The sequence below is a fragment of the Microbacterium sp. GXF0217 genome, assembly GCF_054798195.1.
Genome location: NZ_JBSJZG010000002.1, coordinates 568,737 through 595,181 on the forward strand (window position 1 = coordinate 568,737; position 26,445 = coordinate 595,181).

Here is a 26,445-nt window from a genome sequence, read left to right on the forward strand (position 1 = left end):
CGCCCGGGCGCGGCTTCATCCGCGGGTGCGACGTGCGTTGCTCGGGATGAGGCCTGCGCCATTGCGGGTGAGTACTTCGCGGGGTGAGGCGTCGTTGCGCAGGCGGAGTGTCACCGCGCAAAGCACGTCTCGCGGCTTGCGGGAGGAGGACGCGGCGAAAGAACGTCGGCGCGCGCCGACATGCGTCTCGCCGCGATTCGCGAAAAGACCGCGCCGACGGTGGGATGCCGCTGGGTCAGGCCGCCAGCCAGAGCCCCTTGCGGTCGGTGGCGATCGTGAGACCGGCGGCGACGATCTCGTCGTCGCCGATGCGCGACCCGCGGACGATGCGCGCGCCGGCTCCGACCTCGGTGCGGACGCCGATGTGCGCCCCCGCGCCGACGGCGGCACCCTGGCCGATGTGCGCGTGCGCGTCGATCGACGCGTTCTCGCCGATCACGGCATCCGGCTCCACCCAGGCGCCGCGAGCGATCTTCGCGCCTGCGGCGATGTGCGCACCCGGCTCGATATAGGCGCCGGCCTCGATGATCGCCATCGGGTGCACCTTCGCGCCGTGCGCGACGAGTCCGCGGCCGTTGGCGTGCTTGCGATACCGCAGCGTCGCGCCCTGGTCGTCCTCGATATCGATGTAGTTCTTGCCCACTTTTCCTCCCAGTCCGGAGACTCCCGGATATAGACACAACCAGAGGACCCGCGAATTCATTCCCGGATCGGGATGTTCGATCCGTGGGCGCGCGGAATGGTCAGCTCTGGCAGGTCGGACACCAGAACGTGACGCGCTCGCGCGTCGGATCGGCGCCCTGTTCGCCCCTCAGGATGAGCGTCCCGCACCGCCGGCACGGCTGACCGGCGCGGCCGTAGACCCAGTCGGTCTGGCCTCGTCGCGCGACCCCGGTGAAGGTGCGATCCGGCCGGTCGCGGTTCGCACGGATGGTCCTGGCGCCGAGTGCGACGAGCGCGCCGGTGTCGACGTCCGCCGCCGGGGTCGTCGGCAGGATGCCCCGCAGGAACAGCAGCTCGGCCGCGTACTCGTTGCCGAATCCGGCGACGTTGCGCTGGTCGAGCAGGGCCACGTGGATGCTGCGCGGATCCGCACTCAGTCGCGCGGCGGCCTCCGCGGCATTCCACTGCGGGCTCAGCGGATCGGGTCCGAGATGGCCGACGACCTGGTCCTCGTCTCTCGTTCGGAGGAGGCTGACCTCGGCGATGTCCACGCCCACGGCCTCGCGGTGGGCGGTGCCGACGATCGCGCGCACGCGGAACGCCGGATGCCGCCATCGCTGCCCTGGTGCGTAGAGGTACCAGGCGCCGTCCATCCTCAGATGGGAATGCAGGGTGTCGTCGCCGATGCGCAGCAGCAGGTGCTTGCCCCGCGCGACGCAACCATGGATGACCGCGCCGGTGAGATCGGCGGTCGCCGCGCGCGGAACCCTCAGGTCGAAGCGCGTCACGGTCTGCCCCGCGAGCGCCTCGGTCAGGCGCCGTGCGGTGCGGAAGACGGTGTCGCCCTCAGGCATTCGGACTCGGCGGGGCGGGTAGCGCCGGCGGGTGGGGTGTCGATCCGGCGACCGGACGGGGCGGCTGATGGGGTGTCGATCCGGCGACCGGAGGGGCTGGCGGCACCGGCTTCCGTGCGCGTTCGACCAGCGAGCGCGCGAGGCTGGTGGATCCGGCCACGGCCGCTGGCATGGTGATGATCGCGCCGAGCGGAATCATGAAGCACAGCTGGGTCGCGACGCCGAAACCGAGCACGCGTGCACGGCTCACCCGCAGCACCTCCGACCGTGAGTAGCTCGTCAGACCGCGCGCATCGAAGGCCCGACCGGTGAGCTCACGGGCGAGCAGGCGACCGGTGAGCACGATGCTCGTCGCGCCGGCGAGGAAGCCGCCGACGAGCGGGATGAAGCCGATCGCCAGGGTCAGCAGCGCCACCAGGATGCCGAGCGCGATCAGTCGGATGCCTTCGCCGACGGTGGTCCAGAAGCCGGTCTCTCCGGAGGGTTCGCCGCCCATCGAGCGCTCGACCCCGCGCCAGATCCGCTGGTAGAACGGGTCGCCGATCGTCAGCGTGAGGGCGGTGAACACGGCGCCGGCGAGGGTGAGGGCTGCGATGAACATCACGATGCCCAGGCTCACCCGAAGGATCTCCCGCCATGGGCTGATCCATCCGTCGGCGAACGGCGTCGCCCAGTCGGTCACGAGGCCGAGGCTGAAGCCGAACGGGACGAGCACTGCGGCGAGCACGAAGAACGCGATGACGGCGGGAATCAGGCCGAGGGCCATGAGCTTCGGGCGCACGGTCCAGAACCGGAAGCCTGTGATGAGCATTCCGACGCCGATCCCGAACTCCCGCAGCATCGTTCCAGCGTAGAGTGCGGCGCGGACATCGGCACGGCTCCGGTGTTCGGTCACGCTTCGGGCGGGTGCGCCGCGCGCAGCAACGGCGCTCGCGCATCCACCGCCGCGTTCAGACGGCCTTGCGCAGCGTGAAGCCACGCGGCGTCGCGACGAATCCCGCCTCCTGCAGCGCGATCGCGAACGGCGTGCCGTAGACCGGCTCGCCATTGATCTTCTCGACCGTCAGGGTCTCGAGTCGGCGCGCACGGGAGGTCGCTGCGAGATCGGATGCCGCGGCACGCAGCGCCTCGTCGTCCTCCCCGAACGCCAGCACCGTGCGCCCGCCGCGCTCGAGATACAGCACGAGCGCACCGTCGACGAGGACCACGATTCCGCCGGCCTTGCGGCCTGGGCGGTGCGTCACCCCCTCGCGTCGCGGCCAGGGCAGCGCCGCACCATACGGATTGGCCGGGTCGGTCGCGGCAAGGGTGATCGCGTGGCGCGGCGGCGGGTCGGAGAGCCCGGCGAAGGTGCGCAGACGGTCGACTGTGGTGGATGCCGCGAATTGCGCAGCCCCGAGCTTCTCGATGACGTACCCGCGACGGCAGTGCCCGGCCTCCTCGAACCCGGCCAGCACGCGGTACACCTGCGCGAAACCACCAGGGACGCCCTCGGACTGCGCCGATCCGCGCGTGACGACGCCGTAGCGGTCGAGAAGCAGCCCCGCGGTCACGGTGGCGCGCCGTGCGGCATCCGTCTCGCCGGGAGGCAGCAGCGACCAGCGGCCGCCGGTGAGAGTCGGTCGGGCCACGGTGCCTGCGAATGACACTCCGCGGTAGGTGCGTGCCCGGGGCGCACGACGTACGGCCTTGTGCGCCTGGGAGCCGCCCGCGAGCAGCTGACGGACCGGCGCGAACGTATCGTTCGTGACGCGACCCGACCAGGTGAGCGCCCACAAGGCGTCGAGTACGGACTGCTCGTTCTCGGCACCGACGCGGTCGCGCAGGGGCGCGGCGAAGGATGCGCCACCCACTCCGAGAGCGCCCAGCAGCCGGGCTTCGAGGGAATCCGCAGCGATCTCGGTCTCGTCGGGCTCTGGCAGCGTGAACGGGGCGAGATCGACAGGATGCAGCGACACCCAGCCATCGCGTCCGGGGAGCGTCCCGTGGCCGGACCAGAGGACCTCGCCGTTCGCAGTGAGTTCGTCCAGCATCGCGGGGGCGTAGTCGCGCACGCGCGACGGCAGGACGAGAGATTCCCACGCGCTCGCCGGAATCGGCACACCGGCGAGCTGCTCGATCACGCTGAGCACGCCGTCCAGGCCCTCGACCGGGCGGGAGAGATGCTGCCAGTCCGGCAGGAAGCGCGCGAAGGCGGTCGGTTCGACCGGCTCGACGCTGCCGCGGATGGCCGCGAGCGACCGCATCCGCAGCCGGCGCAGCACTTCGGTGTCGCACCACTCCGGACCAGCGTCGGCTGCGGCTTCGGCGGCGGACAGGAAATAGCCGCTGCTGATCCGTCCTGCGCTCTCGAGACGCTGAAGGGTGTGTCGGGCCACGGCTGTTCCGATGCCGAATCGGGCCGCCACGGCATCCGTCGTGAACGGCCCGTGCGTGCGCGCATGCCGGGCGATCAGGTCGCCGAGGGGATCGGCGAGCGGCTCGAGGAAGGCCACGGGGATGCCGGTCGGCAGTGCGGCGCCGAGTGCATCGCGCAGACGCGCGGCATCCTCGATGGCCGCGAAGCGGGCGACCCCGCCGATCGTGACCGGGATCGCGCGCCGAGCGGTGACGAGCGCGTCGAGGTGGGCGTACGCGGCTTCGAGCGGCGTGTGCGCATCGGTGGGATCATCGGTGGGCGCGAGCCGCTGGGCGATCTCGGTGGCATCCATCGGGCCGAGCATCCGCAGCAGGTCGGCGACGCCCTCGAGACCGCGGGCGCGGCGATCGGGATCCAGCCGCTGCGCCTCGCGTTCGAACTGGGCGATGACCTCGGGGTCGAGCAGCTCGCGCATCTCGACCGTGCCGAGCAGCTCGCCGAGCAGCGCGGGGTCGACCGACAGTGCGGCGGCGCGTCGCTCGGCCAGCGGGGAGTCGCCTTCGTACATGAAGGCGCCGACATAACCGAACAGCAGATCGCGCGCGTACGGCGACGGCTGGGCCGGTTCGGTCTCGACGAGGCGCACACGGCGATCGGCGATCGACGTCGCCAGCGCGCGCAGCGACGGCAGGTCGTACACGTCCTGCAGCACTTCGCGCAGCGTCTCGAGGATCACCGGGAACGTGGGGTGGCGCCTGGCCACTTCGAGCAGCTGGGCGCTGCGCTGACGCTGCTGCCAGAGGGGGGAGCGGCGATTCGGGTTCGTCCGGGGCATGAGCAGCGCGCGGGCCGCGCATTCGCGGAAGCGCGAGGCGAACAGGGCCGAACCGCCGACCTCTTCCGTCACGAGCTGCTCGAGCTCGTCCGGGTCGAACACGAACAGGTCCGCGCCCGGCGGTTCGCTCTCGGCATCCGGAATCCGGACGATGATGCCGTCGTCGCTGGCGACCGCGGAGCCCTCGACTCCGAGGCGCTCGCGGACGCGGGCGTTGATCGCCAGGGCCCAGGGTGCGTGAACCTTCATGCCGTACGGGGAATGCAGGATGATGCGCCAGTCGCCGACCTCGTCGTGGCCGCGCTCGACGGTCAGCGTGCGATCGGTGGGCAGCGTGCCGGTGGCCTCGCGCTGCTCGGCCAGATGGGCCATGAGGTTGTCTCGCGCCATCGCGTCGAGACCGGCGTCCATGAGCCGCTGCGTCGCCTTCGCCGGTTCGGCGGACGACACCTCGCGCGAGAAGGCGCCGAGCGCTTCGCCGAGCTCGAACGGGCGCCCGATGCCGTCGCCGTGCCAGAACGGAACTCGCCCCGGTTGACCGTAGGCGGGGATGACGTTGACACGATCGTGTGTGATCTCGGCGATGCGCCAGCTCGTGGTTCCGAGAGTGAAGACATCGCCGACCCTGGACTCGTAGACCATCTCCTCGTCCAGTTCGCCGACCCTCGCGCCCGTCGACTCGCCGGCGACGAAGACGCCGAACAGACCGCGGTCCGGGATCGTCCCGCCGCTCGTGACGGCGATGCGCTGCGCGCCGGGTCGTCCGGTGAGCGTTCCGGCATCCCGATCCCAGACGAGGCGGGGGCGCAGCTCGGCGAACTCGTCGGACGGGAAGCGACCGGCCAGCAGGTCGAGCGTCGCCTCGTAGGCCGAGCGGGGCAGCGACTGGAACGGCGCGGACCGGCGCACCGTCTCGAACCACTCCTCCACGCCGATCGGATCGATCGCGCACGCGGCGACCGTCTGCTGGGCCAGGATGTCCAGCGGATTGCGGGGCACGGAGATCGCCTCGATCTTGCCCGCGAGCATCCTCTCGGTCACGATCGCCGTGTGCAGGACGTCGCCGCGGTGCTTGGGGAACAGGGCCGCGCGGCTGACCTCGCCGACCTGGTGGCCTGCGCGTCCGACCCGCTGCAGACCGGATGCTGCGGACGGCGGCGCTTCGACCTGGATCACGAGATCGACGGCTCCCATGTCGATGCCGAGCTCGAGGCTGCTGGTCGCGACGACGCAGCGCAGGACGCCGGATTTCAGCTCCTCCTCGACCTGGGCGCGCTGCTCTTTCGAGACCGATCCGTGGTGGGCCTTCGCGAGTACGGGATCCGCGCCCGAGGTCGCGCCGCCCTGCGCAGGCATCGCGGCCGGCACCCGCCGCGCCGGAGCCGGTGGCGGGCTCTCGCCGCTGCGTTCGGCGTAGATCTCGTTGAGTCTGCCGGTGAGGCGCTCGGCCAGGCGGCGCGAGTTCGCGAACACGATCGTGGAGTTGTTCTGCAGGATCCGGTCGACGATCGCCTCTTCGACGTGCGGCCACACCGAACCGGTGACCTCGGTGTATTCCGCATCGGCCGGCGCCATCGGATCCGGCACCCCCGGCGGTGCCGGCGGGTTCGTCATATCGGGGATCGGGACGACGACGCCGAGCTCGAACGTCTTCGTCGCGCGCGGTGCGACGATCTCGACCGGTTCCGAACCGCCGAGGAAGCGGGCGACCTCGTCGATCGGCCGCACCGTCGCGGACAGCCCGATGCGCTGCGCCGGCGACTCGGCGTCGCGGGCGCGGCGCAGGGCGTCCAGGCGCTCGAGGCTCACCGCCAGGTGGGCGCCTCGTTTGGTCGCGGCGACCGCGTGCACCTCGTCGATGATCACGGTGTGCACGCCGCGCAGGGTCTCGCCCGCGCGGCTGGTGAGCATGAGATAGAGCGACTCGGGCGTCGTGATGAGGATGTCCGGTGGATTCGACACCAGTTTGCGGCGGTCGCTCGAGGTCGTGTCGCCCGAGCGCACGCCGACGGTGACGGAGGGAGCAGGGATGCCGAGTCGCCGCGCGGATTGCCCGATGCCGACCAGAGGAGAGCGGAGGTTGCGCTCGACATCGACGCCGAGCGCCTTCAACGGCGAGATGTAGAGCACTCGCGTGCGCGGTGCGTCATCATCGGCATCCGCAGGCCCGGCCGCCGACCGCTCGCGGAAGATCCTGTCGATCGCCCAGAGGAAGGCCGACAGCGTCTTGCCCGATCCTGTCGGCGCGACGACCAGAGCATGTTTGCCGGCCGAGATCGCGTCCCAGGCGCCGGCCTGCGCGTCGGTGGGTGCGGCGAACGCCCCGCGGAACCAATCCTGGGTCGCGGGGGTGAATCGCTCGAGCACGTCATGTCCTGAGCCCGTCGCAGCGTCGCTCATCTCTCCATCATGGTCGGTGCGTCCGACATCGGGTCGATGATGTCGGACGCACCGGTCGGACGATCGGCATCGCTGCGCGCGTACCCGCGTCGCGATCAGCCGACCTGCACGAGTCGGCCCTCCTGATCGATCTCGAGTGCGAGATCGAGACCGAGCCGGGCGAGGAACGCGTCGTCGTGGCTCACGACGAGCACGGCGCCGCGGTACGCCCTCAGTGCTTCGACGACCTGGTCGACCGTGTCGATGTCGAGGTTGTTCGTCGGCTCGTCGAGCACCACGAGGTGCGGCGCCGGGTCGGCGAGCAGCAGCTTCGCCAGGGCGACCCGGAAGCGCTCGCCGCCCGAGAGCGCCCCCACCGGGCGGTCCGTCGTCCCGCCGCGGATGAGGAAGCGTGCGAGCCGATTGCGCAGCTCCTTCTCGGGGATGGATGCCGCGACGACCGCGATGTTCTCGAACACGGAGAGCGTCTCGTCGAGCCCGTCGACGCGCTGCGGCAGGTAGCCGATGCGGGCGGTGTGGGCTTCGGCGCGCACCGGTCGCTCGCTGCTGCTCCGATCCGAGCCGGTGTCGTCGATGACAGCGGCTCCGCTCGCGACCAGGCGCTCGAGCAGCGTCGTCTTGCCGACGCCGTTGCGCCCGATCAGTGCGACGCGCTCCGGGCCCTGGATGATCCACTCGCGATCGTCGTCGCTGAGGGTGGCGATGCGACGAGTGCGGGAGACATCGGGATCGGGCAGCTCGATCTTCATGGTGTCGTCCGATCGGACTCGGCGGCCGGCCTGATCCAGGGCGGAGCGTGCGGCATCCTCTTTCGCGGCGACCTCCGTTCGAAGCCGGCCGGCCGAGACCTCGGCGGCCATCTTGCGGCCGTTGGCGATGATCTTCGGCACCCGCTTCTCCTCGAAGGCCTTGCGGCCCATCTTGGCGCGGGTCGCGAGCTTGGACTCCGCCTCGATGCGCTGGCGCTTCTCCTTCTTCAGCGCCTGGGCGGCATCGCGTTCGGCCTGCTTCGCGGCATCCTGTTCGGCATCCAACCAGGAGCGCCACTCGGAGTACGGCCCGCCGAACACACTCAGTGAGTGCGCGTAGAGCTCGGCCGTGTCGTCCATGAGCTCGAGCAGGGCGAGATCGTGACTGACGACGACGAGCGTCCCCTTCCACGATCGCACCATGTCGGCGAGCGTGGCGCGCGCGTCGCGGTCGAGGTTGTTCGTCGGCTCATCGAGAAGCGTGATCGGTGCGCGACGCAGACGGATGCCCGCGATCGCGACCAGCACGGCTTCGCCGCCGGACAGCTCGCCGACGCTCCGGTCGAGGAACGAGGGGTCGAGTCCGGCTTCGGCGAGGGATGCCTCGGCGCGCGCCTCGATGTCCCAGTCGTCTCCGACGGCGTCGAACTGCGCGGGGTCGACGTCGCCGGACTCGATCGCTCGGACCGCATCGAGCGCTCCGGCGACCCCGAGGAGCTCGGCGACGCGACGCCCGGTATCGAGCGTCAGCCGCTGCGGGAGATACGCGATCTCCCCGGTGGAGTGGATGCTGCCCGTCGTCGGTTCGAGCTCGCCGGCGATGAGTCGCAGCAGCGTGGATTTGCCTGAGCCGTTGCGTCCGACGAGGCCGGTGCGTCCGGTGCCGAATGCGCCGGAGACGCTGTCCAGCGCGACGGAGCCGTCCGGCCAGGTGAAGGTGAGTCGGTCGAGGGTGACCGATGCGTGAGGGGTCGGGGTTGACATGGTGTCTCCTGTCGAGTGCGAGGGTGCACTGACACCGGGGATCGCTCGACGCCGTAGCAGGCGGAGGATGCCGTGTCCGTGAAGGATCGTCGGGTCAGCGCGCGGGAAAGTGAGCGCGGAGGCGACGATTCAGATCAAAGGACTTCCAAACACGGCGGACAGGACATGGCGACGATACCCGCGTGGGAGCGATCGTGCAACCCGGGCGTGTCGCGGACGGGACTGCCTCAGGCGGTGGCGATCCGCTCCAGCCACTTGTCGAGGAACGCGCGGACGTCGAGCAGTTCGTCCTCCGAGACGCTGTGCGTGAGCCCGGGATAAACGCGCCCGGACAGATCCGAATGCTCGGGCAGCCAGAGCGCCGTGTGCGCGATCAGATCGGGCGGGATGACGTCGTCGTGCGTGCCTCGCCCCCAGAACACGGCGGGACGCAGCTGGCGCAGGTCCTCGTCGCGCGGCAGGTCGCCCGGCGTCGCATAGCCGCTCAGTGCGACGACCGCGTCGAAGCGTTCGGGTTCGAGCCGCAGCGCCTGCAGGGAGACGGCCGCTCCCTGCGAGAACCCGAGCAGCGCCACGGATGGCGCTCCGGGGGCCGCGGCATCCAACCAGGCGAGCAGTGCGCGGGCGGCGGCCGTCGTCGGTTCGGGGCTGCGCGAAGCGAGGTCTTCGATCGGATACCAGGATCGGCCGGGCATCGGCCAAGGCGGCGTGAGAGGCGCCGCGATCGAGGCGACGGCCACGCCGTCCGGCAGGTAGGGGATCAGCCCGTACAGGTCGTGTTCGTTCGACCCGTAGCCGTGCAGGAGCACCACGAGGGGAAGGCCGTCTCGGTCGCCCGGCGCCCAGCGCGTGGCAGTTTCGTCGATCCTCAGCGCGTCATCCACGCCACCATCCTGCCAGCGACCTCGGACAGGAACCGCGGTCTCGGTCCATCGGGCGGGGCGCGCCGACGAGGAACCGCTGCGCAGGTCCGCCTGGTAGAAATAACCCATGAGCGTCCGCACACCCGACCCCGATCCCGAGGACTCCGGCGACGACCTCGCGCACTTCAGCGAGGTGCCGGCCGGGGCGGCGAATCCGGGTTGGCTGAGCGAGTTCGAACTGGCCGAGGCGCGACGCCGTCTGCCGATGATCTATGTCGAGGCGCTTCCGGTGCGCACCGATGGCGTCGGACAGGTCACCGAGGTCGGGATCCTGCTGCGTTCGACGCCGCTGGGCGAGATGACCCGCACGATCGTGTCCGGTCGTGTCCGCTTCGGCGAGACGATCCGCGACGCGCTGTTCCGTCACGTCGAGAACGATCTGGGGCCGATGGCGTTTCCGCTGCTCCCGCCGCAGCCGGCGCCGTTCGCGGTCGCGGAGTACTTTCCGATCCCCGGTGTGAGCGCATTCCACGACGATCGGCAGCACGCGATCTCGCTGGCCTACATCGTTCCGGTGACCGGTACGTGCGAACCAAGGCAGGATGCTCTCGAAGTCACGTGGTTCTCGCCGGAGGATGCCGCGTCCGCCGAAGTCTCGGCCGAGATGGAAGGCGGTCGGGGCACGCTCATCCGTCAGGCGCTCGCCGCTCTCGGCCTGCTGCGCTGACGAGCGCGGACTCGCCCTTCGGAGCGGGGGCGTACCTGCACGTAGCACTTCTATCCGATTTCCTATAGGATTCTGAGCACGGCAGCGATATCCGCGGCCGCCCCGCTCTAAGGAGATCGCAATGACGCGCCTGTTCAACGATCCGGACGACTTCGCCGCCGATTCTGTGGCGGGTTTCGTCGCCGCGAGCTCGCGGTGGGTGCGTCCAGTGAACGGCGGCGTCGTCCGCTCGACGCGGGGCGCTGATCCCATCGTGTCGGTCGTGATCGGCGGCGGCAGCGGCCACTACCCGGCGTTCGCCGGCCTCGTCGGCCCGGGCCTCGCCGCCGGCGCCGTGATGGGCAACCTCTTCGCCTCGCCGTCCGCCCACCAGGTGCACACCGTCTCCACCGCGGCGCACGAGGGGCGCGGCATCCTCCTCAGCTACGGCAATTACGCCGGCGACGTGCTGCACTTCGGTCAGGCGCAGGAGCGTCTGCGCGCAGCGGGCGTCGACTGCCGAACCGTCACCGTCACCGACGACATCTCCAGCGCCCCGGCATCCGAGCGCGAGAAGCGCCGCGGAATCGCCGGCGACCTGGTCGTCTTCAAGATCGCCGGCGCCGCGGCGGAAGCCGGCCGCGACCTCGACGACGTCGAGCGCCTCGCGATCGCGGCGAATGACCGCACTCGCTCTCTCGGCGTCGCCTTCAGCGGCTGCACTCTTCCTGGTGCGGACGAGCCGCTGTTCACGGTTCCTGAGGGTCGCATGGCGGTGGGCCTCGGCATCCACGGCGAGCCGGGCATCGACGAGGTCGACGTGCCGACGGCCGCGGGCCTCGCTCAGCTGTTCGTCGAGTCGCTGCTCGAGGAGATCCCCGACGGCGTGGCGCGCGAGAACGCCCGCGTCGTGCCGATCCTGAACGGGCTGGGCAGCGTCAAGTACGAGGAGCTCTACGTCGTCTACGCCGAGGTCGATCGTCTGCTCGCCGACGCGGGCATCACGGTCGTCTCGCCGGAGGTGGGAGAGTTCTGCACCAGCTTCGACATGGCCGGGGTCTCCCTGACGCTCCTCTGGCTGGACGACGAACTCGAAGAGCTCTGGCTCGCGGCGTGCGACACCCCGGCTTTCCGCCGCGGCGCGGTCGAGGGGCGCGTGGTCGTCGACACGGTCGCCGCCGAGGACGAGGAGTTCGTCATCGGCGCGGCCTCCGACGCGTCCCGCGCCGCCGCGCAGACGATCGGTCAGGCGCTCTCCTCGATGGCCGCGATGCTGGATGCCGAGGCCGACGAACTGGGCCGCATCGACCGGATCGCTGGCGACGGCGACCACGGCATCGGCATGCAGCGCGGGAGCAGGGCGGCGGCGGCTGCGGCCGCGGAGGCCGTCGATGGCGGCGCCGGCGCGCGCACGACTCTGCAGCACGCCGGTGATGCCTGGGCCGACAAGGGCGGCGGAACCTCCGGTGCGATCTGGGGCGAGATGCTCGTCGCGCTGGGCATGTCGCTGGGAGACGAGGCTGGCGTCGACGCCGCAGCCGTCGGAGCTGGCGTCGCGCGCATGAAGGACGCCGTGATGTCCTTCGGCAAGGCCACCGTCGGCGACAAGACCATGATCGACGCGATCGTCCCGTTCGCGGATCGGCTGAACGAGCGACTGGATGCCGGTGACGACCTCATCCCCGCTTGGACGGGTGCCGCGAACACCGCGACCGAGGCCGCGGAGGCCACCGCCCACCTCACTGCCAAACTCGGCCGCGCGCGTTCGCACGGCGACAAGAGCCTCGGCACACCCGACCCAGGCGCGGTCTCATTCGCGCTCATCACGCATACGGTTCTCGACATCCTGAAGGGGAATGATTGACATGGCACTTCGACTGGTGATCGGTTCGGACGATGCGGGCTTCGACTACAAGGAGCGCATCAAGGCCGACCTGCTGAACAACCCGCTCGTGGCGGACGTCGTCGATGTCGGCGTCAACGCGGACGGACACACGAACTATCCGACCATCGCCACCACGGCCGCCGAGAAGGTGGCCGCGGGCGAGGCCGATCGCGCGATCCTCATCTGCGGCACCGGTCTCGGCGTCGCGATCGCGGCGAACAAGGTGCAGGGCATCCGTGCCGTCACCGCGCACGACTCGTTCAGCGTGGAGCGCTCGGTGCTCTCCAACGACGCGCAGGTGCTGTGCATGGGCCAGCGCGTGATCGGCATCGAGCTGGCTCGGCGCCTCGCGCGCGAGTGGCTGACCTACACGTTCGACCCGCAGAGCGCGTCGGCGGAGAAGGTCGACGAGATCTGCGCCTACGAAGGACGCTGAGCATGGCGGGTCGGATGCTCATCGGGGCGAGCCTGAAGATGTACTTCTCGCACGCCAGGACGCTCGCGTGGGTCTCGGATGTCGCCGAGATCCTCGCTTCGCATCCGGCTCGCGATGCCGTGACGGCGTTCGTGATCCCGCAGTATCCGTCGATCCCTGCGGCGCTCGACCACGGCGGCGCGCTCGCCGTCGGCGCCCAGAATGTCGCCACCGAGGATGAGGGCGCATTCACCGGAGAGGTCTCGGCGCGCGTGCTGGCTGAGCTCGGCTGCCGGTTCGTCGAGGTCGGCCATGCCGAGCGGCGACGGCTCTTCGGCGACACCGATGAGGTGGTCGCCGCCAAGACGCACGCGGCGCTGCGCAACGGCCTCACGCCCATCCTGTGCGTCGGGGAGGCTGAACGGATGGCGCCGGAGGACGCTGCGCAGGCCTGTCTCGCGCAGATCCGTTCCGCGCTCGCCCCCGCATCGGATGCCGGGGTCACCGGCCCTGTCGTGATCGCGCACGAGCCGCTGTGGGCGATCGGCGCCCCGGCGCCGGCCGGACAGGATCACATCCGTGGCGTCTGCGACGCGCTGCGCGCCGGGATGCCGGCGGATTCGGATGCGTCCGTGATCTACGGCGGCAGCGCGGGCCCGGGACTGCTCACGCAGATCGCGGACAGCGTGGATGGCCTGTTCCTCGGTCGATTCGCGCACGACCCGACGGCTTTTCGTGACATCCTCGATGAGGTGGGATCACTGACGGCGTGATCGCCGTCGAGAGGGAGAAGACGATGACTGATGGGGGATTGGTCGGGCTGGATGCCACCATCGAGCGCCGTGGCCTGCGGGACCACGTCTATGAACGCATCCTCCAGCTGCTGCTCAGCGGCGAGGCGGCGCCGGGTGCCCGGCTGTCGATCGACACGATCGCGCGTCAGCTGAACGTCTCGCCCACCCCGGTGCGGGAGGCGATGGTGCAGCTCGAGCGCACAGGGCTCGTCACCCGTGAGGCGCTCAAGGGCTACCGCGTGGCGCCGCCGCTCGGACGCGCGCAGCTCCAGGAGCTGTTCGATGCGCGGATCATGCTCGAATCCCGTGCGGCCCGCCTGGCGACACCTGCGAGCGGAGAGATGCTCGACGAGCTGCGGGTCGCCGAGGAATCGCATCGTCGCATCGGCGAGCGGGTCATCACCGCGCTGCGCGCCGCGACGACCGACGTCGAACTGACGACGGCGTACTTCGCCGCGGATGCCGCGTTCCACCGCGTCGTGTTCCAGCACTGCGGCAACCGCTACCTGACCGAGATGTCGGAGTCGCTCGGCGCCCAGCTGCACCGGATGCGGCAGTCGGCCGAGCACGGCGTGACGGATGTGCGCGAGGCGATCGCCGAGCACGAGGCCATCGTCGACGCCTTCGCCAGCGACGACGCCGACGCGCCGGAGGAGCAGATGCGTCGGCACATCGCCCAGGTGCGAGCCAGGTCGCTCGATCTCGAGAAGGCCTGAGTCGGCTGCAACGGTCCTGAGCGCGTCGGCGCGAACCGGGGCTTGCGCTTCGCTCTATTTCCTATAGGATCTATGAATGCCGACAGGATGTCGGAAACAGGATCGTCAACGGAGTCGTCATGACCGCATCGTCGCAGCCCCTCACCAGTGAGAACTGGCCCATCGCCGTCTGCATGCACGGATTCAGCCACGCCGTCCCCGCCGGCACGAGTCTGCACGACGCCTCCGCTGACGTCTGGGACGGCGTGTTCGCGCAGATCGAACGGCTCGGGTTCACCGCGCTCGAGATCGCCGACAACCACATCCGCCCCTCCGATCTGTCGGCCGAGCGGCGCGCCGAGCTGAAGACGATCGCGGGCAGTCACGGCGTCGATCTCATCTCCGTCCACGTGCAGCGCCAGAGCGTGATCGAGCCGGGCAAGGGCGAGGAGAACCTCGCGTACGCCCACCGGGCGATCGACGCCGCGGCCGATCTGGGCATGCAGGTGTTCTCCACCGGTCTGCACCAGCCGTTCTCCGAGGCGCAGCGCCAGGCGCTGTGGTTCTGGACGGCGCAGGGACCGGTCGACCCGGACGACGCCGAGGTCCGTGCACTCGCGGTGAAGCGCCTGCGGGAACTCGGGGAGCACGCGGCATCCGTCGGCCTGCCGATGGCCCTGGAGATGTACGAAGACACCTACCTCGGAACGGCCGACAGCGCTGTGCGCCTGATCGAGGAGATCGGGCTCGACAACGTCGGACTCAACCCCGACATCGGCAACCTCGTTCGCCTGCACCGTCCCATCGAGGACTGGCGCGAGATGCACGAGAAGACCCTGCCGTACGCCAACTACTGGCACGTCAAGAACTACATCCGTGACGAGTCGGCCGACGGAACCTGGCAGACCTCGGTGCCCACGAGCATGGAGCTCGGGCTCATCAACTACCGCGACATGGTCGCTCGCGCCGTCGAGCTCGGCTTCCGCGGGCCCTTCCTCATGGAGCAGTACGGCGGCGACAGCCTCGGCGTCTGCGCCACCAACCGTGACTACCTCCGGACTCTGCTTCCGGCCAACGCCTGATCTCGAAGGAGACGATTGACATGACTGACCAGGAACGCCCCGTCTACGCCGTCATCGGCAGCGGATACATGGGCGGCGGCATCGCCCAGTCCCTCGCGCTGTCGGGAGCCGACGTCCGCATCGCCGACGTCGACATCGAGATCGCCCGCGGCAATCGCGAGCGCCTCATCACGGAGGCCGCGCAGTTCGCCGCCGACGGACTCTTCCCCGCCGACGCATCGGTCATCATCGCGGAGCGGCTGAGGGCCGCGACGATCGAGGACGCCGTCGCCGGTGCCTCGTTCATCGAGGAGGCCGTGCCGGAGAAGATCGAGATCAAGCACGCGACTCTGCGCCGCATCTCGGAGGCCGCGGCACCGGACGCCATCATCGGCAGCAACACGTCGACGATCCTCATCGGCAAGCTGGCCGAGGCCGTCACGAACCCGGCGCGCTTCCTCGGCGTGCACTTCTCGAACCCCGCGCCGTTCATTCCCGGTGTCGAGCTGATCCCGCACGCCGAGACGTCCGACGCCGTGCTTCCCGTCGTCGAGCAGATCGTGGCGGCGACAGGCAAGGAGACGGCACGCGTCAAGGACGCCACCGGGTTCGTCCTGAACCGTCTGCAGTACGCGCTGTTCCACGAGGCGACCCAGCTCGTGGAGGAGGGTGTCGCGAGCCCCGAGGACATCGACACGATCGTCCGCACGACGTTCGGGTTCCGCCTGCCCTTCTTCGGCCCGTTCGCGATCGCCGACATGGCAGGGCTCGACGTCTACGCGTTCTGCTACGCGTCGCTGCAGACCGAGTTCCCCGAGCGGTTCGCCACGCCGAAGGCGCTCGCCGACCTCGTCGAGGCAGGCAAGCTCGGTACGAAGTCGGGAGCCGGTTTCCTCGACGTGCCCGCCGACCGGACGCCGGAGCTCGTCGCTTACCGCAACAAGGCCTACGTCGCGATGAAGAAGCTCATCGACGAACTGGGCCCTGCCCCGATCCACCCCGCACAGAGCTGAAGGACCCGATCATGGCAACTCCCTTCCCCGCAGAGCGCACCGCGATCCTGACCGGTGCGGCGAGCCCCCGCGGCATCGGTCGCGCGACCGCGTTCTACCTCGCCGAGCGCGGCTGGAACATCGGAATCATCGACGTCGACGGTGAAGCTGCGCAGCGCACGGCGGCCGAGGTCGCCGAGAAGCACGGCGTCCGCGCCGCGGGCGCCGGCGCCAACGTGGCCGACCGCGAGCAGGCCGTCGCGGCCGTCGACGCTCTCGAGGCCGAGCTTCCGCAGGTCGTGGCGCTGGTGAACTTCGCCGGTGTCTCGTCGCCGATCCCGTACCTCGAGGTCACGCCCGAGGAGTGGCATCGTGTGCAGTCGATCAACCTCGAAGGCGTGCACTGGATCACCCAGCGCGTTTCGCGCACCCTCGCCGAGAACGGTGTGGGTCGCCTGGTCGGCATCTCATCGGTGTCCGCCCAGCGCGGCGGCGGCACCTTCTCGAAGACGCCGTACTCGGCGTCGAAGGCCGGTGTCATCGGCCTCATGCGATCGATCGCGCGCGAGCTCGGTCCGGTCGGGGTGACGGCCAACGTGATCTCACCCGGCCCGATCGACACCGACATCATGGGCGGGACCCTGACCGACGAGCGCAAGACCGCGATGGCCGCCGACGGAGTGCTGCCCCGGATCGGCACCCCGACGGACATCGCCGCTGCGGTCGCCTACCTGATCAGTGAGGATGCCGGATTCGTGACGGGTCAGACCCTGAACGTCGACGGCGGCCTCTACATGCACTGACGATCCCCGAAGGGAGCACCCGCATGACCCGTTCCTGGTCCAAAGGTCGCATCGCTTTCCTGGTGCTCGGAGTGATCTGCGTGGCCGTCGGCCTCGTCATGATCATCCCGGCACTGGGCAGCTGACCCGGCATCACCCGACAAACCCCTAACTGCTCAAAGGAGAGTCCTCGTGTCCGCATCCGATTTCGGCGAGACGACGCGCACCAACGTCACCGTCGCCCAGGGCCTGCTCAACAGCCCTCACCTGGCCAGCGGCATCCGCAAGGCGACCTTCCGCCTCATGCCGATGCTCATCATCCTCTACTTCGTCGCGTTCCTGGATCGCACGAACGTCGGCTTCGCTGAGGCCGCGATGGAGGTCGATCGCGGCATCTCCGCCGGTGCCTACGCGCTCGGCGCCGGCATCTTCTTCATCGGCTACGCGCTGTTCGAGATCCCCTCGAACCTGCTGCTGGACAAGTTCGGTGCGCGCTTCTGGCTCGCCCGTATCGCCATCACCTGGGGTATCGTCGCTTCGCTGTTCGCGTTCGTGAACGGCGAGACGATGTTCATCATCCTGCGCTTCCTGCTCGGTGTGACCGAGGCCGGTCTGTTCCCCGGTGTCATCATGTTCCTGGCGCAGTGGTTCCCCAACAAGCGCCGCGTGCAGATGTTCGCGCTGTTCTACCTCGCGCAGCCGTTCTCGCAGATGCTCGGCGCCCCGCTCTCGGGCGGACTCATCAGCTTCGGCGAGCAGGTCACGCCGTGGGCCGGATGGCAGGTGATGTTCTTCGTCGAGGGCATGATGGCCGTCGCCGCGGGTATCGCCGCCTTCTTCTTCCTGGTGGATTCGCCGCAGAAGGCGAAGTTCCTGACGGATCAGGAGAAGTCCGCGCTCAAGGACGTCATGGAGCACGAGAACTCCGTCAAGGAGGCGGACGGACCACGAGGGATCGGCGCCGCGCTGATCAGCTGGAAGGTCTGGTACTTCACCGCCATCTACTTCTGCCTGCAGATCGCCGTCTACGGCACCACCTTCTACCTGCCGCAGCAGGTGGCCGGTCTCATCGGTCAGGACGTCGGCTGGCAGGTCGGGCTCGTCTCGGCGATCCCGTGGGCTGTCGGTCTGTTCGCCTGCTACTACGTCGGCAAGTTCGCGACCTCCGTCAAGCGCCGCCGCAACTGGGGAACGCTGTTTTTCTTCATCACCGGCGTCGCGATCCTCATCTCGGCCTGGGCCGGGGCCAACGGGCAGAGCCTGCTCGGCATCGTGGCGATCACGATCGCCGTGGCGGCGTTCCTCTCCACCGGCCCGATCACCTGGTCGTTCCCGACGTCGTTCCTCACGGGCGCTGCAGCAGCGACCGGTATCGGACTGATCAACTCGCTGGGCAACCTCGGCGGCTTCGTCGCTCCGATCATGCGCACCGGCGTCAACGAAGCCGTCCCGACCGACAGCGGAGCGTGGGGCGTCGTGTCCCTGGGAGTCTTCGCCTTCCTCGGCGCGATCCTCATGTGGACCACGCGCTACTTCAGCGCCAAGGCCGACGCGCTGCTGGTCGAGGAAGCCGTTCCGGGGCACTGACCCGGAATCGAACGGAAGCGGGACGTGCATCGGAGGGATGCACGTCCCGCTTCTCCTGTTGCGGTGGGTTCACGTCGGACGGCGGCTCGATGGTTCGCCATCGAGTTGCGGACCCTGCGCGACAACGTGTATTCATATCGAAGGCGCGGCGATCTGCTGGGGCGCCGTCTCGAGGGGATCTCATGGGGAATGCAACGTCAGCGCGCCCGTTGCGCGCTATCGCGGGAATCATGTCCAGTGCCGTTCTGATCGCGTCGATGGTGGCTCTGTCGCCGACGCCGGCATCCGCTTCGACCGCGGGTGGCGTGCCCCAGGCAGGCATCGTCTCGGCGGCTTCTTCTTTGACCATCGGTACGCCGAAGGTCACGGGAACCGCGACGATCGGGCAGACGCTGAAGGCATCACCCGGGACATGGACCGCGGGAACCGCGTTCGCCTACCAGTGGCTCGCCAACGGTGCACGCATCGCAAAGGCCACGGGCTCGACACTCGCGCTCACCGCATCGCTCGTCGGCAAGAAGATCTCCGTGCAGGTCACCGGTTCGCAGCCCGGCTATACGACCGCATCCAAGACCTCCGCGGCGACGGCGGCCGTTCTGCGAGCGCTGACGACCGCGACCCCGACGATCACCGGCACGGTGCAAGTCGGGCAGAAGCTCACGGCGAAGCCGGGCACGTGGACTTCCGGCACGGCGTTCACGTACCAGTGGTACATCGCGGGAGTCGCGGCATCCAAGGCGACGGCCTCGACCTTCACGATCCCGGCGTCGGCGGCCGGCAAGACCGTGACCGTGGCCGTCACCGGAAGCAAGAGCGGTTACGCGAACGCCAGCCGCACCTCGAAGGCGACGGTGAGCGTGCGCGGCATCCTGACGGCTCCGACGCCCAGGATCTCGGGAACTCCAGCCGTGGGAACGAACCTGACCGCGGTGGCCGGAACCTGGACGGCTGGCACCGTGCTGACCTACCAGTGGTACGCGAACGGCGCAGCGATCTCGAAGGCCACCGGGTCGACGCTCGCGCTCTCGGCAGCCCTCGTCGGGAAGACGATCACGGTGAAGGTCACCGGTTCGAAGCCCGGCTATGCGACGGCGACCAAGGCATCCTCCGCCACCGGAAAGGTGTACTACCCGAACCGGACCACCCCGGCCTCCGAGTGGAACTGCCCGTCCTGGGCTCCCATCAAGGGCAACGCGAACTCGGGGATCTACCACGTGCCGGGCGGCCGATACTACGAGAAGACCAAACCGGAGGAGTGCTTCCGCACCGAGGCGGCGGCCGTCGCCGCCGGCTATCGCAAGTCGAAGCTCTGACTGCTCGGCCGAGAGGTCCGCGCGCCTGCCCCCGATGCGGCTGGCGAGCCCGGTTCGACACCTGACCCGGCCACGCGCCCTGGCACGGTCGTCCCGCCGCCGATCCGCGCGAGCCCGCCGAGATCGCGCAGGTTGAACGCGCCCTCCCAGCCGGTCACGCGGTCGTCAGCCGGCCGATCTCGGCGATGAACGCATCCACGTCCTCTTCGGCGGTGTCGAAGCTGCACATCCAGCGCACCTCGTTGCGCGCGGCGTCCCAGTCGTAGAAGCGGAACGACTCCCGGAGCCGGTCGGCGACGCCGTCGGGCAGCGTCGCGAAGACGCCGTTGGCCTGCGTCGGCTGGGTGAACTTCACGCCCCGGATCGCGCCGTCGGCGAGTCCGGACTCGATGCCGGCCCGCAGGCGCTGGGCCATCGCGTTCGAGTGCGTGGCGTTGCGCAGCCAGAGGTCGCCGTCGAGCAGCGCGATGAGCTGAGCCGACACGAAGCGCATCTTCGAAGACAGCTGCATGTTGAACTTGCGCGAGTAGATCAGGCCATCCGACGCAGCGGGGTTCAGAACCACGACGGCCTCGCCGAGCATGGCGCCGTTCTTGGTGCCTCCGAAGCTCAGGACGTCGACACCGGCATCCGCGGTGAAGGCGGCGAACGGCACGCCGAGAGCGGCGGCCGCGTTCGAGATGCGCGCGCCGTCGAGGTGCAGCTTCATGCCGCGCGCGTGCGCGTGATCTGCCAGGGCACGGATCTCGTCGGGTGTGTACAGAGTGCCGAGCTCGGTGGACTGGGTGATCGAGACGACGAGCGGCTGCGCGCGGTGCTCATCGCCCCAGCCCCAGGCCTCGCGGTCGACGAGTTCGGGGGTGAGCTTGCCGTCGTCCGCCTGTACGGTCAGGAGCTTGAACCCGCCGATGCGCTCCGGAGCGCCGCCCTCGTCGACGTTGATGTGGGCGGTGGATGCCGAGATCACCGCGCCCCAGCGCGGAAGCATGGACTGCAGGCCGGTGACGTTCGCGCCGGTTCCGTTGAAGACCGGGAACGCCTCGGCATCCGCACCGAAGTGCGAGCGGAAGACGTCCTGCAGCCGCTCGGTGTAGACGTCCTCGCCGTAGGCGACCTGGTGCCCGTCGTTCGCGGCGGCGATGGCCGCCAGAACCTCGGGGTGGATGCCGGAGTAGTTGTCCGACGCGAATCCCCGGATCGCGGGGTCATGAAGGGTGCTCACCACACAAGCCTATGTCGGATGTCGGCGGTCCCGATTACTCTCGGAGCCATGGACCGGACTCTTGCGAAACGCGCCTTCGCGAACGTCCTCGTCAACACGCTCATCGCGAACGTGACGACGAGTTTCCTGTGGTTCGCGCTGACGTTCTGGGTGTACATCGAGACGCAGTCGGTGCTCGCCACGGGCATCATCGGCGGTGCCTACATGCTGTTCGTCGCGATCTTCGCGATGGTGTTCGGCACGATCGTCGACCGGCACCGCAAGCACGCCGTCATGGTGCTGTCGAGCGTCATCTCGGCGGTCGCTTTCGGCGTCGCCGGCGTCCTCTACCTGTGGCAGCCAGAGTCCGAGCTGCTGAACCTCGGCGGGCCCTGGTTCTGGCTGTTCTCCGGTGTCATCCTGTTCGGCGGCGTGATCGAGCAGCTGCGCAACATCGCCCTGTCCACCACCGTGACGCTGCTGATCGAAGAGGACAAGCGGGCGAACGCCAACGGACTCGTCGGCACGGTGCAGGGGCTCGCCTTCCTGGTGACGAGCGTGTTCTCCGGACTGTCGATCGGGTTCCTCGGCATGGGCTGGACGCTCATGATCGCGATCGCCGCCATGGCGCTCACCTTCGTGCACCTGCTGTTCGTGCGGATCCCCGAGGACGACCCGGAGCCCGATGCGGATGGCTCCTCGAGCGCCCTCGACTTCCGCGGCAGCGTTCGTGCGATCCGGCTCGCACCAGGCCTGTTCGCGCTGATCGTGTTCTCGACCTTCAATAACCTCATCGGCGGCGTCTACATGGCGCTCATGGACCCGTACGGGCTGACGTTGTTCAGCGCACAGGTGTGGGGTTTCGCGCTGGCGTTCGCCTCGACCGGGTTCCTCATCGGCGGCGCGCTCGTCGCCAAGTTCGGTCTCGGCAAGCGCCCGGTGCGCACACTGCTGTTCGTGGTCATGGCGATGGGACTGCTCGGCGCCGTCTTCATGCTGCGCGAATGGTGGCCGCTGTACGTCGTCGGCATGTGGTTCTACATGATGCTCGTGCCGCCGGCCGAGGCCGCGGAGCAGACGGTGATCCAGAAGGTCGTGCCCTATCAGCGGCAGGGTCGGGTGTTCGGGGTCGCCGCGGCGATGGAGGCCGCAGCCGCACCGATCACGGCGTTCCTCATCGCGCCGATCGCCGAGTTCTGGATCATCCCGTACATGGACAGTGCGCCGGGGCGGCAGCAGTGGGGCTGGCTGCTCGGCGACGGAGAGGCGCGGGGCATCGCCCTCATCTGCCTGTTCGCCGGGATCATCATGGTGATCATCGGCGGTCTGGCCTTCTTCACTCGCTCGTACCGGAAGCTCACTGAGCTGTACGCCACGGCCCCCGAGCAGGAGGTCGGACCGGACGCCGAGCCGACGGATGCCGTCGACACCGATCTGGAAGACACGCGCGCCGATGCCCGGGTCTCCGACGCGCGCGCTCCCGACGCGCCGCCGCCCGTGCGCGGCCTACCGCCGGAGTACCCCGAGCATCGCGGGTCCTGATCTTCACCTCTCGATCGTGGAGCGACGGGAGCGAGTCCGAGCCCGCCTGCGCGGAGACGTTCAGATCTCGATGATCTGGTCGTTCAGGGCCGCGGCGTCCCGGTCCCACAGCGCGGTCACGGCCGCGGCGAGAGCATCCGGTTCCAGGCTCTTCGCGCGGAAGACGACGGATGCCGCGCGCATCGGCTGCTCGGCATCCCTGGCCGCCTTCGCGAACCCTTGTGCGACGGCGCGAGCCCATGCCTCGCTGGCCGCCTTGATCGCGGCGTAGTTCGCACCGCCGGCGAGAGGGCGGGCGACCGCGGTGGAGGAGACGATCGCGAAGCGTCCGTCATCCGACGCGCGGAGTGCCCCATCGAATGCCCTGCTCGTCGCCCGAACGGCCTGCAGCGCAGGAAGGAGCGCATCGAAGTCCTCGTCGCTCTGACCGGAGAGCCCGCCGCCACCGCGCCACCCCCCGACGAGGGGGATCACTCCGTCGATCGTCCCGAGCGTGGCCGCCAGCGCGGTCATCTCCGCCAGCGAGGTCGCGTCTGCCACCTCGACCTGCGCCCCGGCATCCTGGAGCGCCTCGAGCCGATCCGCCGACCGTCCGGTCGCGACCACGCGCGCCCCGGCATCCACCAGGGCACGCGTCACCGCCAAGCCGGCCGCGCTCGTCGCGCCAGCCAGCACCACGCGTTGCGTCATCATGATCTACTCCGACGACGGTCAGTCCGTGCCGCGGATCCCCTGCGTCGACGCGATCACGTCGCGCATCTTCTTCTCCAGCGCCTCGAAGAACATAGACAGCGGAAACTCGTCGGCGAGCACGGCATCCGTGAATCCCTTCGGGGGGCCGCCCAGCACCTCGTCCGAGAGCCCGCGCGCCCACACGGACGCCGGGTTCGGCGTCAGCACCGAACTGACCAGTTCGTACGCGGCGAGCCAGTGCGCGGTCTTCGGCCGGTCGATCGACCGCCAGTACAGCTCGTCGATCGCCGCGCCGAGCGCGATCACCGCATCCGGAACGCTGTCCCAGTCGAACGCGAGCTGCGTGTCCGTCCAGTGCAGCACTCCGCGCTGGTGCAGCCAGGCGAACAGCAGCTGTCCGCCGAGCCCGTCGTAGTTGCGCACCCGCGACCCGGTGATCGCGAACCGGAAGATCCGGTCGAAGATCACCGCGTACTGCACGAGTCCGGCGTGCTCGAGCATCTGCTGCTCGGCATCCGACAGCTCCTCACCCGCAGAAGCCCGCGCAGCCAGGCGCTGACCGATCTCCACCGACGACCGGAACGCCGTCAGATCGCACCGCAGCTCTTCCAACGAATACAGGAAGAACGGCATCCGCTGCTTGATCATGAACGGGTCGAACGGCAGGTCGCCGCGCATGTGTGTGCGGTCGTGGATGATGTCCCACATCACGAAGGTCTTCTCGGTGAGGTCCTGATCATCCAGCATCCGCGCGGCGGCAGCAGGGAGGTCCAGCTTCGTGATCTCGGAGGCCGCACGCACCACGCGGCGGTAGCGCGCGGCCTCGCGGTCCTGGAAGATCGCGCCCCACGTGAACGGGGGGATCTCCCGCATCGCGACGGTCTCCGGGAACAGCACGGCAGAGTTCGTGTCATAGCCGGGCGTGAAGTCGATCAGCCGCAGCGAGACGAACAGCTTGTTGCCGTAGTCGCCGCTTTCCAGCTCGGCGATGAACTCCGGCCAGATCGCCTCGACGATCAGCGCCTCGACGAGCCGGTCGCTGGATCCGTTCTGCGTGTACATCGGGAAGACGACGAGATGACGGATGCCGTCGACCCGATGCTGCTGCGGCTGGAAAGCGACGAGGGAGTCCAGGAAGTCGGGCACACCGAACCCGGAGTCCGCCCAGCGCTCGAAGTCCGCGACCGACGCGTTCAAGTACTCGGCGTCGTGCGGGAACGCGGGCGAGAGTGCGCGGATGCCGGCGACGATCGCGGCGACATGCTCGCGCGCGGCGTGGTCTGCTCCACCGGCCGCGTCGGTCGAGGGGATCGACCCGTCCTGCGTCTGCAGTGCGCGGATCGCGATGGCCGCCTCCTTCAGCTGCGTCCACGCGGCGGACGTCTCCGCGATTGAAGCATCCTCCACGACCTCGGGCTCGCCGATGATGGCCTTGGCAGCAGGAAGAGTGGACATCGGGACCTCCGATTCTGAGGTGTGGCGGAATATCTCCGGTGAAAGCGTGAGATGACCGATATTCTTCCATGTATGGAAGATGCTGTCGACCGCGCGATCATCGCCGAGGTCTCCCGTGATGCACGCGCCACCCTCGCTCAGCTGTCCGAGGCGGTGGGGCTGGGGACGTCCGCCGTGCAGTCGCGCTTGAAGCGACTCGAATCCCGGGGGATCATCACGGGCTATCGCGCGCTCGTCGACGCCGAGCAGGTCGGCAAGCCGCTCTCTGCTTTCATCGAGATCACTCCTCTCGACCCCGCGCAGCCGGACAATGCTCCCGAGCTGCTCGAGCACCTCACCGCGATCGAGGCCTGCCATTCGATCGCGGGGGCGGCGAGCTACATGCTCTTCGTGCGCGTCCCGACGCCACGTGCTCTGGAAGAGCTGGTGCGCGACATCCGCCTCGCGGCCAACGTCTCGACGCGGACGACTGTGGTGCTGCAGACGTTCTACGAGCACCGCCCGATCGTCCCCGCCGAATAGGCCGGCCCCGCGCCGCTCGGAGCGCCACCCACTCACAGCACCGCCCCTACCATCGCCTCTCCGAGTGGCGTGCGCAGATGCAGCATCCGATTGGCGCTCCGCTCGCTCGCGATCAACCCCGCCCCGCGCAGGACGCTCAGATGGTGGGATGCCGTCGACACGGCGATCTCGGCATCCCTCGCCACCTGCGAAGTCGTGCGGGCGGACCCGGATGCGAGCAGAATGCCCGCGCGCGCCGGGCCGAGGAGCGCGCCAAGCGCCTCGGCGGTCTCGGAGGAATCACGCGCCCACCCGGCCGTGATGCCCCGCGCCGGATAGAAGAGCGTCGGCTGCGCCGGAGGCTCGGTGAGCACCATGCATCCCCACGACGACATGACCGACGGGACGAGCACGAGGCCGACACCGCGGCAGTCGACCTGCTCGCTGTGCCGACGAAGGCGCACGTGAACGGCGCCGTCGCCCCAGCTCACCCGCGCGTGCAGGCCGCCCGCCATGGCCGAGATCCCGGACGCCGCGATCGTCCGCGACCGCGTGGCGATGTCGGCGCGCAGAATGCGCTCGAGCTGCGGCCACACCGGCGCGACGGCAGCATCCCACACCTCAGACCAGGCGTCCGCGATCATGCGCCGCGCGCGTTCGGGGTCCTTCTGCATGTCGCGCAGCGCTCGCTGCCTCGCGCCCTGCGAGCGCACGACCATCTTTCCGAAGTCGACGCGCATCGGTGCGAGAGCGGCGGAGCGCAACGCATCGAGCTCGGCCTCCGGCGTCATGTCCCAGCGCGGCGTCGCCGTGAGGAAGTCGGGCATGTAGCCGTCGTCTCCGATGACGGCGGCGAGCAGCGCGAAGCTCTCGCGAGGCAGGCGCTCGCGCACCGCGCGCAGCCACCCCCACTGCAGCGGATGCTGGGCCGGTCGCAGCAGCACCCGCACGGCGTGGGCGAGCTCGTGCCCTGGAGAGACGCCGAAGCGCACGGCCTCGACGTCGCCGGGGCTCAGATGGAACTCGACGCGATGGTCGGGGTGCTCGACGCCCTCGATCGGGCGCGTATTTCGATCCACATCGAAACTCTAGGATGTCGTCTGCACTGTGTCGAGA

General features: G+C 69.3%; 22 protein-coding genes. 12 read left to right on the top strand and 10 right to left on the bottom strand.

All coding sequences use genetic code 11. The features are described from left to right. Positions 1-235: 235 nt before the first annotated feature. The 6 genes from ACWAT3_RS05960 to ACWAT3_RS05985 form a co-directional block, all read right to left on the bottom strand. Positions 236-643, bottom strand: a complete 408-nt coding sequence (locus ACWAT3_RS05960) for a transferase (protein WP_460796683.1) — start codon at positions 641-643, stop codon at positions 236-238. Positions 644-743: 100 nt separating this feature from the next. Then, the gene (locus ACWAT3_RS05965) at positions 744-1,517 is read right to left on the bottom strand and encodes a DNA-formamidopyrimidine glycosylase family protein (RefSeq protein ID WP_460796685.1); all 774 of its coding nucleotides are present in this window, start codon (positions 1,515-1,517) and stop codon (positions 744-746) included. Then, complete coding sequence (locus ACWAT3_RS05970; protein ID WP_460796686.1) at positions 1,510-2,358, bottom strand: EI24 domain-containing protein; 849 nt, start codon at positions 2,356-2,358, stop codon at positions 1,510-1,512. The genes ACWAT3_RS05965 and ACWAT3_RS05970 overlap by 8 nt, the downstream gene beginning before the upstream one ends. Positions 2,359-2,467: 109 nt before the next feature. Beyond that, on the bottom strand, positions 2,468-7,111 hold the full coding sequence (locus tag ACWAT3_RS05975) for an ATP-dependent helicase (RefSeq protein WP_460796688.1): 4,644 nt from the start codon (positions 7,109-7,111) through the stop codon (positions 2,468-2,470). A gap of 95 nt (positions 7,112-7,206) precedes the next feature. Beyond that, positions 7,207-8,844 (bottom strand): ABC-F family ATP-binding cassette domain-containing protein, encoded by a 1,638-nt coding sequence (locus tag ACWAT3_RS05980; protein ID WP_460796690.1) that lies wholly within the window; start codon positions 8,842-8,844, stop codon positions 7,207-7,209. Between the two features lie 227 nt (positions 8,845-9,071). Then, positions 9,072-9,728, bottom strand: coding sequence for an alpha/beta hydrolase (locus tag ACWAT3_RS05985; RefSeq protein WP_460796691.1), 657 nt, complete (start codon positions 9,726-9,728; stop codon positions 9,072-9,074). 106 nt (positions 9,729-9,834) lie between these two features. On the opposite strand from ACWAT3_RS05985, the gene ACWAT3_RS05990 reads away from it, so the two are divergent. From ACWAT3_RS05990 to ACWAT3_RS06035, 10 genes are all read left to right on the top strand, one after another. Beyond that, on the top strand, positions 9,835-10,434 hold the full coding sequence (locus ACWAT3_RS05990; RefSeq protein WP_460796693.1) for an NUDIX hydrolase family protein: 600 nt from the start codon (positions 9,835-9,837) through the stop codon (positions 10,432-10,434). A gap of 121 nt (positions 10,435-10,555) precedes the next feature. Further along, on the top strand, positions 10,556-12,277 hold the full coding sequence (locus ACWAT3_RS05995) for a dihydroxyacetone kinase family protein (protein WP_460796694.1): 1,722 nt from the start codon (positions 10,556-10,558) through the stop codon (positions 12,275-12,277). Position 12,278: 1 nt separating this feature from the next. Further along, complete coding sequence (locus ACWAT3_RS06000; protein ID WP_460796695.1) at positions 12,279-12,734, top strand: ribose-5-phosphate isomerase; 456 nt, start codon at positions 12,279-12,281, stop codon at positions 12,732-12,734. 2 nt (positions 12,735-12,736) lie between these two features. After that, a complete protein-coding gene (locus tag ACWAT3_RS06005) occupies positions 12,737-13,486 on the top strand; it encodes a triose-phosphate isomerase family protein (RefSeq protein WP_460796696.1) in 750 nt (249 codons plus the stop codon). Between the two features lie 23 nt (positions 13,487-13,509). Next, complete coding sequence (locus ACWAT3_RS06010) at positions 13,510-14,223, top strand: GntR family transcriptional regulator (RefSeq protein WP_460796698.1); 714 nt, start codon at positions 13,510-13,512, stop codon at positions 14,221-14,223. A 119-nt stretch (positions 14,224-14,342) separates the two neighbouring features. Then, positions 14,343-15,284 carry a sugar phosphate isomerase/epimerase family protein gene (locus ACWAT3_RS06015; RefSeq protein WP_460796699.1) on the top strand — a complete coding sequence of 314 codons (942 nt, stop codon included), beginning with the start codon at positions 14,343-14,345 and terminating at the stop codon, positions 15,282-15,284. A 20-nt stretch (positions 15,285-15,304) separates the two neighbouring features. Then, complete coding sequence (locus tag ACWAT3_RS06020; RefSeq protein WP_460796701.1) at positions 15,305-16,276, top strand: 3-hydroxyacyl-CoA dehydrogenase family protein; 972 nt, start codon at positions 15,305-15,307, stop codon at positions 16,274-16,276. 11 nt (positions 16,277-16,287) lie between these two features. After that, a complete protein-coding gene (locus tag ACWAT3_RS06025; RefSeq protein WP_460796702.1) occupies positions 16,288-17,058 on the top strand; it encodes an SDR family NAD(P)-dependent oxidoreductase in 771 nt (256 codons plus the stop codon). A 171-nt stretch (positions 17,059-17,229) separates the two neighbouring features. After that, positions 17,230-18,624, top strand: coding sequence for an MFS transporter (locus ACWAT3_RS06030; RefSeq protein ID WP_460796704.1), 1,395 nt, complete (start codon positions 17,230-17,232; stop codon positions 18,622-18,624). 230 nt (positions 18,625-18,854) lie between these two features. Continuing rightward, entirely contained in the window at positions 18,855-19,937 is a 1,083-nt protein-coding gene (locus tag ACWAT3_RS06035) for a sunset domain-containing protein (protein WP_460796706.1), read from the top strand. A gap of 154 nt (positions 19,938-20,091) precedes the next feature. On the opposite strand, the gene ACWAT3_RS06040 is transcribed toward ACWAT3_RS06035, so the two are convergent. After that, positions 20,092-21,159 (bottom strand): threonine aldolase family protein, encoded by a 1,068-nt coding sequence (locus ACWAT3_RS06040; protein ID WP_460796708.1) that lies wholly within the window; start codon positions 21,157-21,159, stop codon positions 20,092-20,094. A 48-nt stretch (positions 21,160-21,207) separates the two neighbouring features. Here ACWAT3_RS06040 and ACWAT3_RS06045 point away from each other — a divergent pair, with 48 nt between their 5' ends. Next, positions 21,208-22,680, top strand: a complete 1,473-nt coding sequence (locus tag ACWAT3_RS06045; protein ID WP_460796709.1) for an MFS transporter — start codon at positions 21,208-21,210, stop codon at positions 22,678-22,680. Between the two features lie 60 nt (positions 22,681-22,740). Here ACWAT3_RS06045 and ACWAT3_RS06050 read toward each other — a convergent pair whose 3' ends face one another. Continuing rightward, complete coding sequence (locus ACWAT3_RS06050; protein WP_460796711.1) at positions 22,741-23,373, bottom strand: SDR family oxidoreductase; 633 nt, start codon at positions 23,371-23,373, stop codon at positions 22,741-22,743. A gap of 18 nt (positions 23,374-23,391) precedes the next feature. Beyond that, positions 23,392-24,828 (bottom strand): DUF6421 family protein, encoded by a 1,437-nt coding sequence (locus ACWAT3_RS06055; RefSeq protein WP_460796713.1) that lies wholly within the window; start codon positions 24,826-24,828, stop codon positions 23,392-23,394. Positions 24,829-24,900: 72 nt separating this feature from the next. On the opposite strand from ACWAT3_RS06055, the gene ACWAT3_RS06060 reads away from it, so the two are divergent. After that, positions 24,901-25,350, top strand: a complete 450-nt coding sequence (locus tag ACWAT3_RS06060) for an Lrp/AsnC family transcriptional regulator (protein WP_460796714.1) — start codon at positions 24,901-24,903, stop codon at positions 25,348-25,350. Positions 25,351-25,382: 32 nt separating this feature from the next. On the opposite strand, the gene ACWAT3_RS06065 is transcribed toward ACWAT3_RS06060, so the two are convergent. Beyond that, entirely contained in the window at positions 25,383-26,408 is a 1,026-nt protein-coding gene (locus ACWAT3_RS06065) for an ArsR/SmtB family transcription factor (RefSeq protein WP_460796716.1), read from the bottom strand. Positions 26,409-26,445 lie beyond the last annotated feature (37 nt).

Bases quoted from the DNA above. Each gene is read 5' to 3' on its own strand.
- ACWAT3_RS05965 (WP_460796685.1), bottom strand. From the start codon at position 1,517: ATGCCTGAGGGCGACACCGTCTTCCGCACCGCACGGCGCCTGACCGAG.
- ACWAT3_RS05970 (WP_460796686.1), bottom strand. From the start codon at position 2,358: ATGCTGCGGGAGTTCGGGATCGGCGTCGGAATGCTCATCACAGGCTTC.
- ACWAT3_RS05975 (WP_460796688.1), bottom strand. From the start codon at position 7,111: ATGAGCGACGCTGCGACGGGCTCAGGACATGACGTGCTCGAGCGATTC.
- ACWAT3_RS05980 (WP_460796690.1), bottom strand. From the start codon at position 8,844: ATGTCAACCCCGACCCCTCACGCATCGGTCACCCTCGACCGACTCACC.
- ACWAT3_RS05990 (WP_460796693.1), top strand. From the start codon at position 9,835: ATGAGCGTCCGCACACCCGACCCCGATCCCGAGGACTCCGGCGACGAC.
- ACWAT3_RS05995 (WP_460796694.1), top strand. From the start codon at position 10,556: ATGACGCGCCTGTTCAACGATCCGGACGACTTCGCCGCCGATTCTGTG.
- ACWAT3_RS06000 (WP_460796695.1), top strand. From the start codon at position 12,279: ATGGCACTTCGACTGGTGATCGGTTCGGACGATGCGGGCTTCGACTAC.
- ACWAT3_RS06005 (WP_460796696.1), top strand. From the start codon at position 12,737: ATGGCGGGTCGGATGCTCATCGGGGCGAGCCTGAAGATGTACTTCTCG.
- ACWAT3_RS06010 (WP_460796698.1), top strand. From the start codon at position 13,510: ATGACTGATGGGGGATTGGTCGGGCTGGATGCCACCATCGAGCGCCGT.
- ACWAT3_RS06015 (WP_460796699.1), top strand. From the start codon at position 14,343: ATGACCGCATCGTCGCAGCCCCTCACCAGTGAGAACTGGCCCATCGCC.
- ACWAT3_RS06020 (WP_460796701.1), top strand. From the start codon at position 15,305: ATGACTGACCAGGAACGCCCCGTCTACGCCGTCATCGGCAGCGGATAC.
- ACWAT3_RS06025 (WP_460796702.1), top strand. From the start codon at position 16,288: ATGGCAACTCCCTTCCCCGCAGAGCGCACCGCGATCCTGACCGGTGCG.
- ACWAT3_RS06035 (WP_460796706.1), top strand. From the start codon at position 18,855: ATGTCCAGTGCCGTTCTGATCGCGTCGATGGTGGCTCTGTCGCCGACG.
- ACWAT3_RS06045 (WP_460796709.1), top strand. From the start codon at position 21,208: ATGGACCGGACTCTTGCGAAACGCGCCTTCGCGAACGTCCTCGTCAAC.
- ACWAT3_RS06050 (WP_460796711.1), bottom strand. From the start codon at position 23,373: ATGATGACGCAACGCGTGGTGCTGGCTGGCGCGACGAGCGCGGCCGGC.
- ACWAT3_RS06055 (WP_460796713.1), bottom strand. From the start codon at position 24,828: ATGTCCACTCTTCCTGCTGCCAAGGCCATCATCGGCGAGCCCGAGGTC.
- ACWAT3_RS06060 (WP_460796714.1), top strand. From the start codon at position 24,901: ATGGAAGATGCTGTCGACCGCGCGATCATCGCCGAGGTCTCCCGTGAT.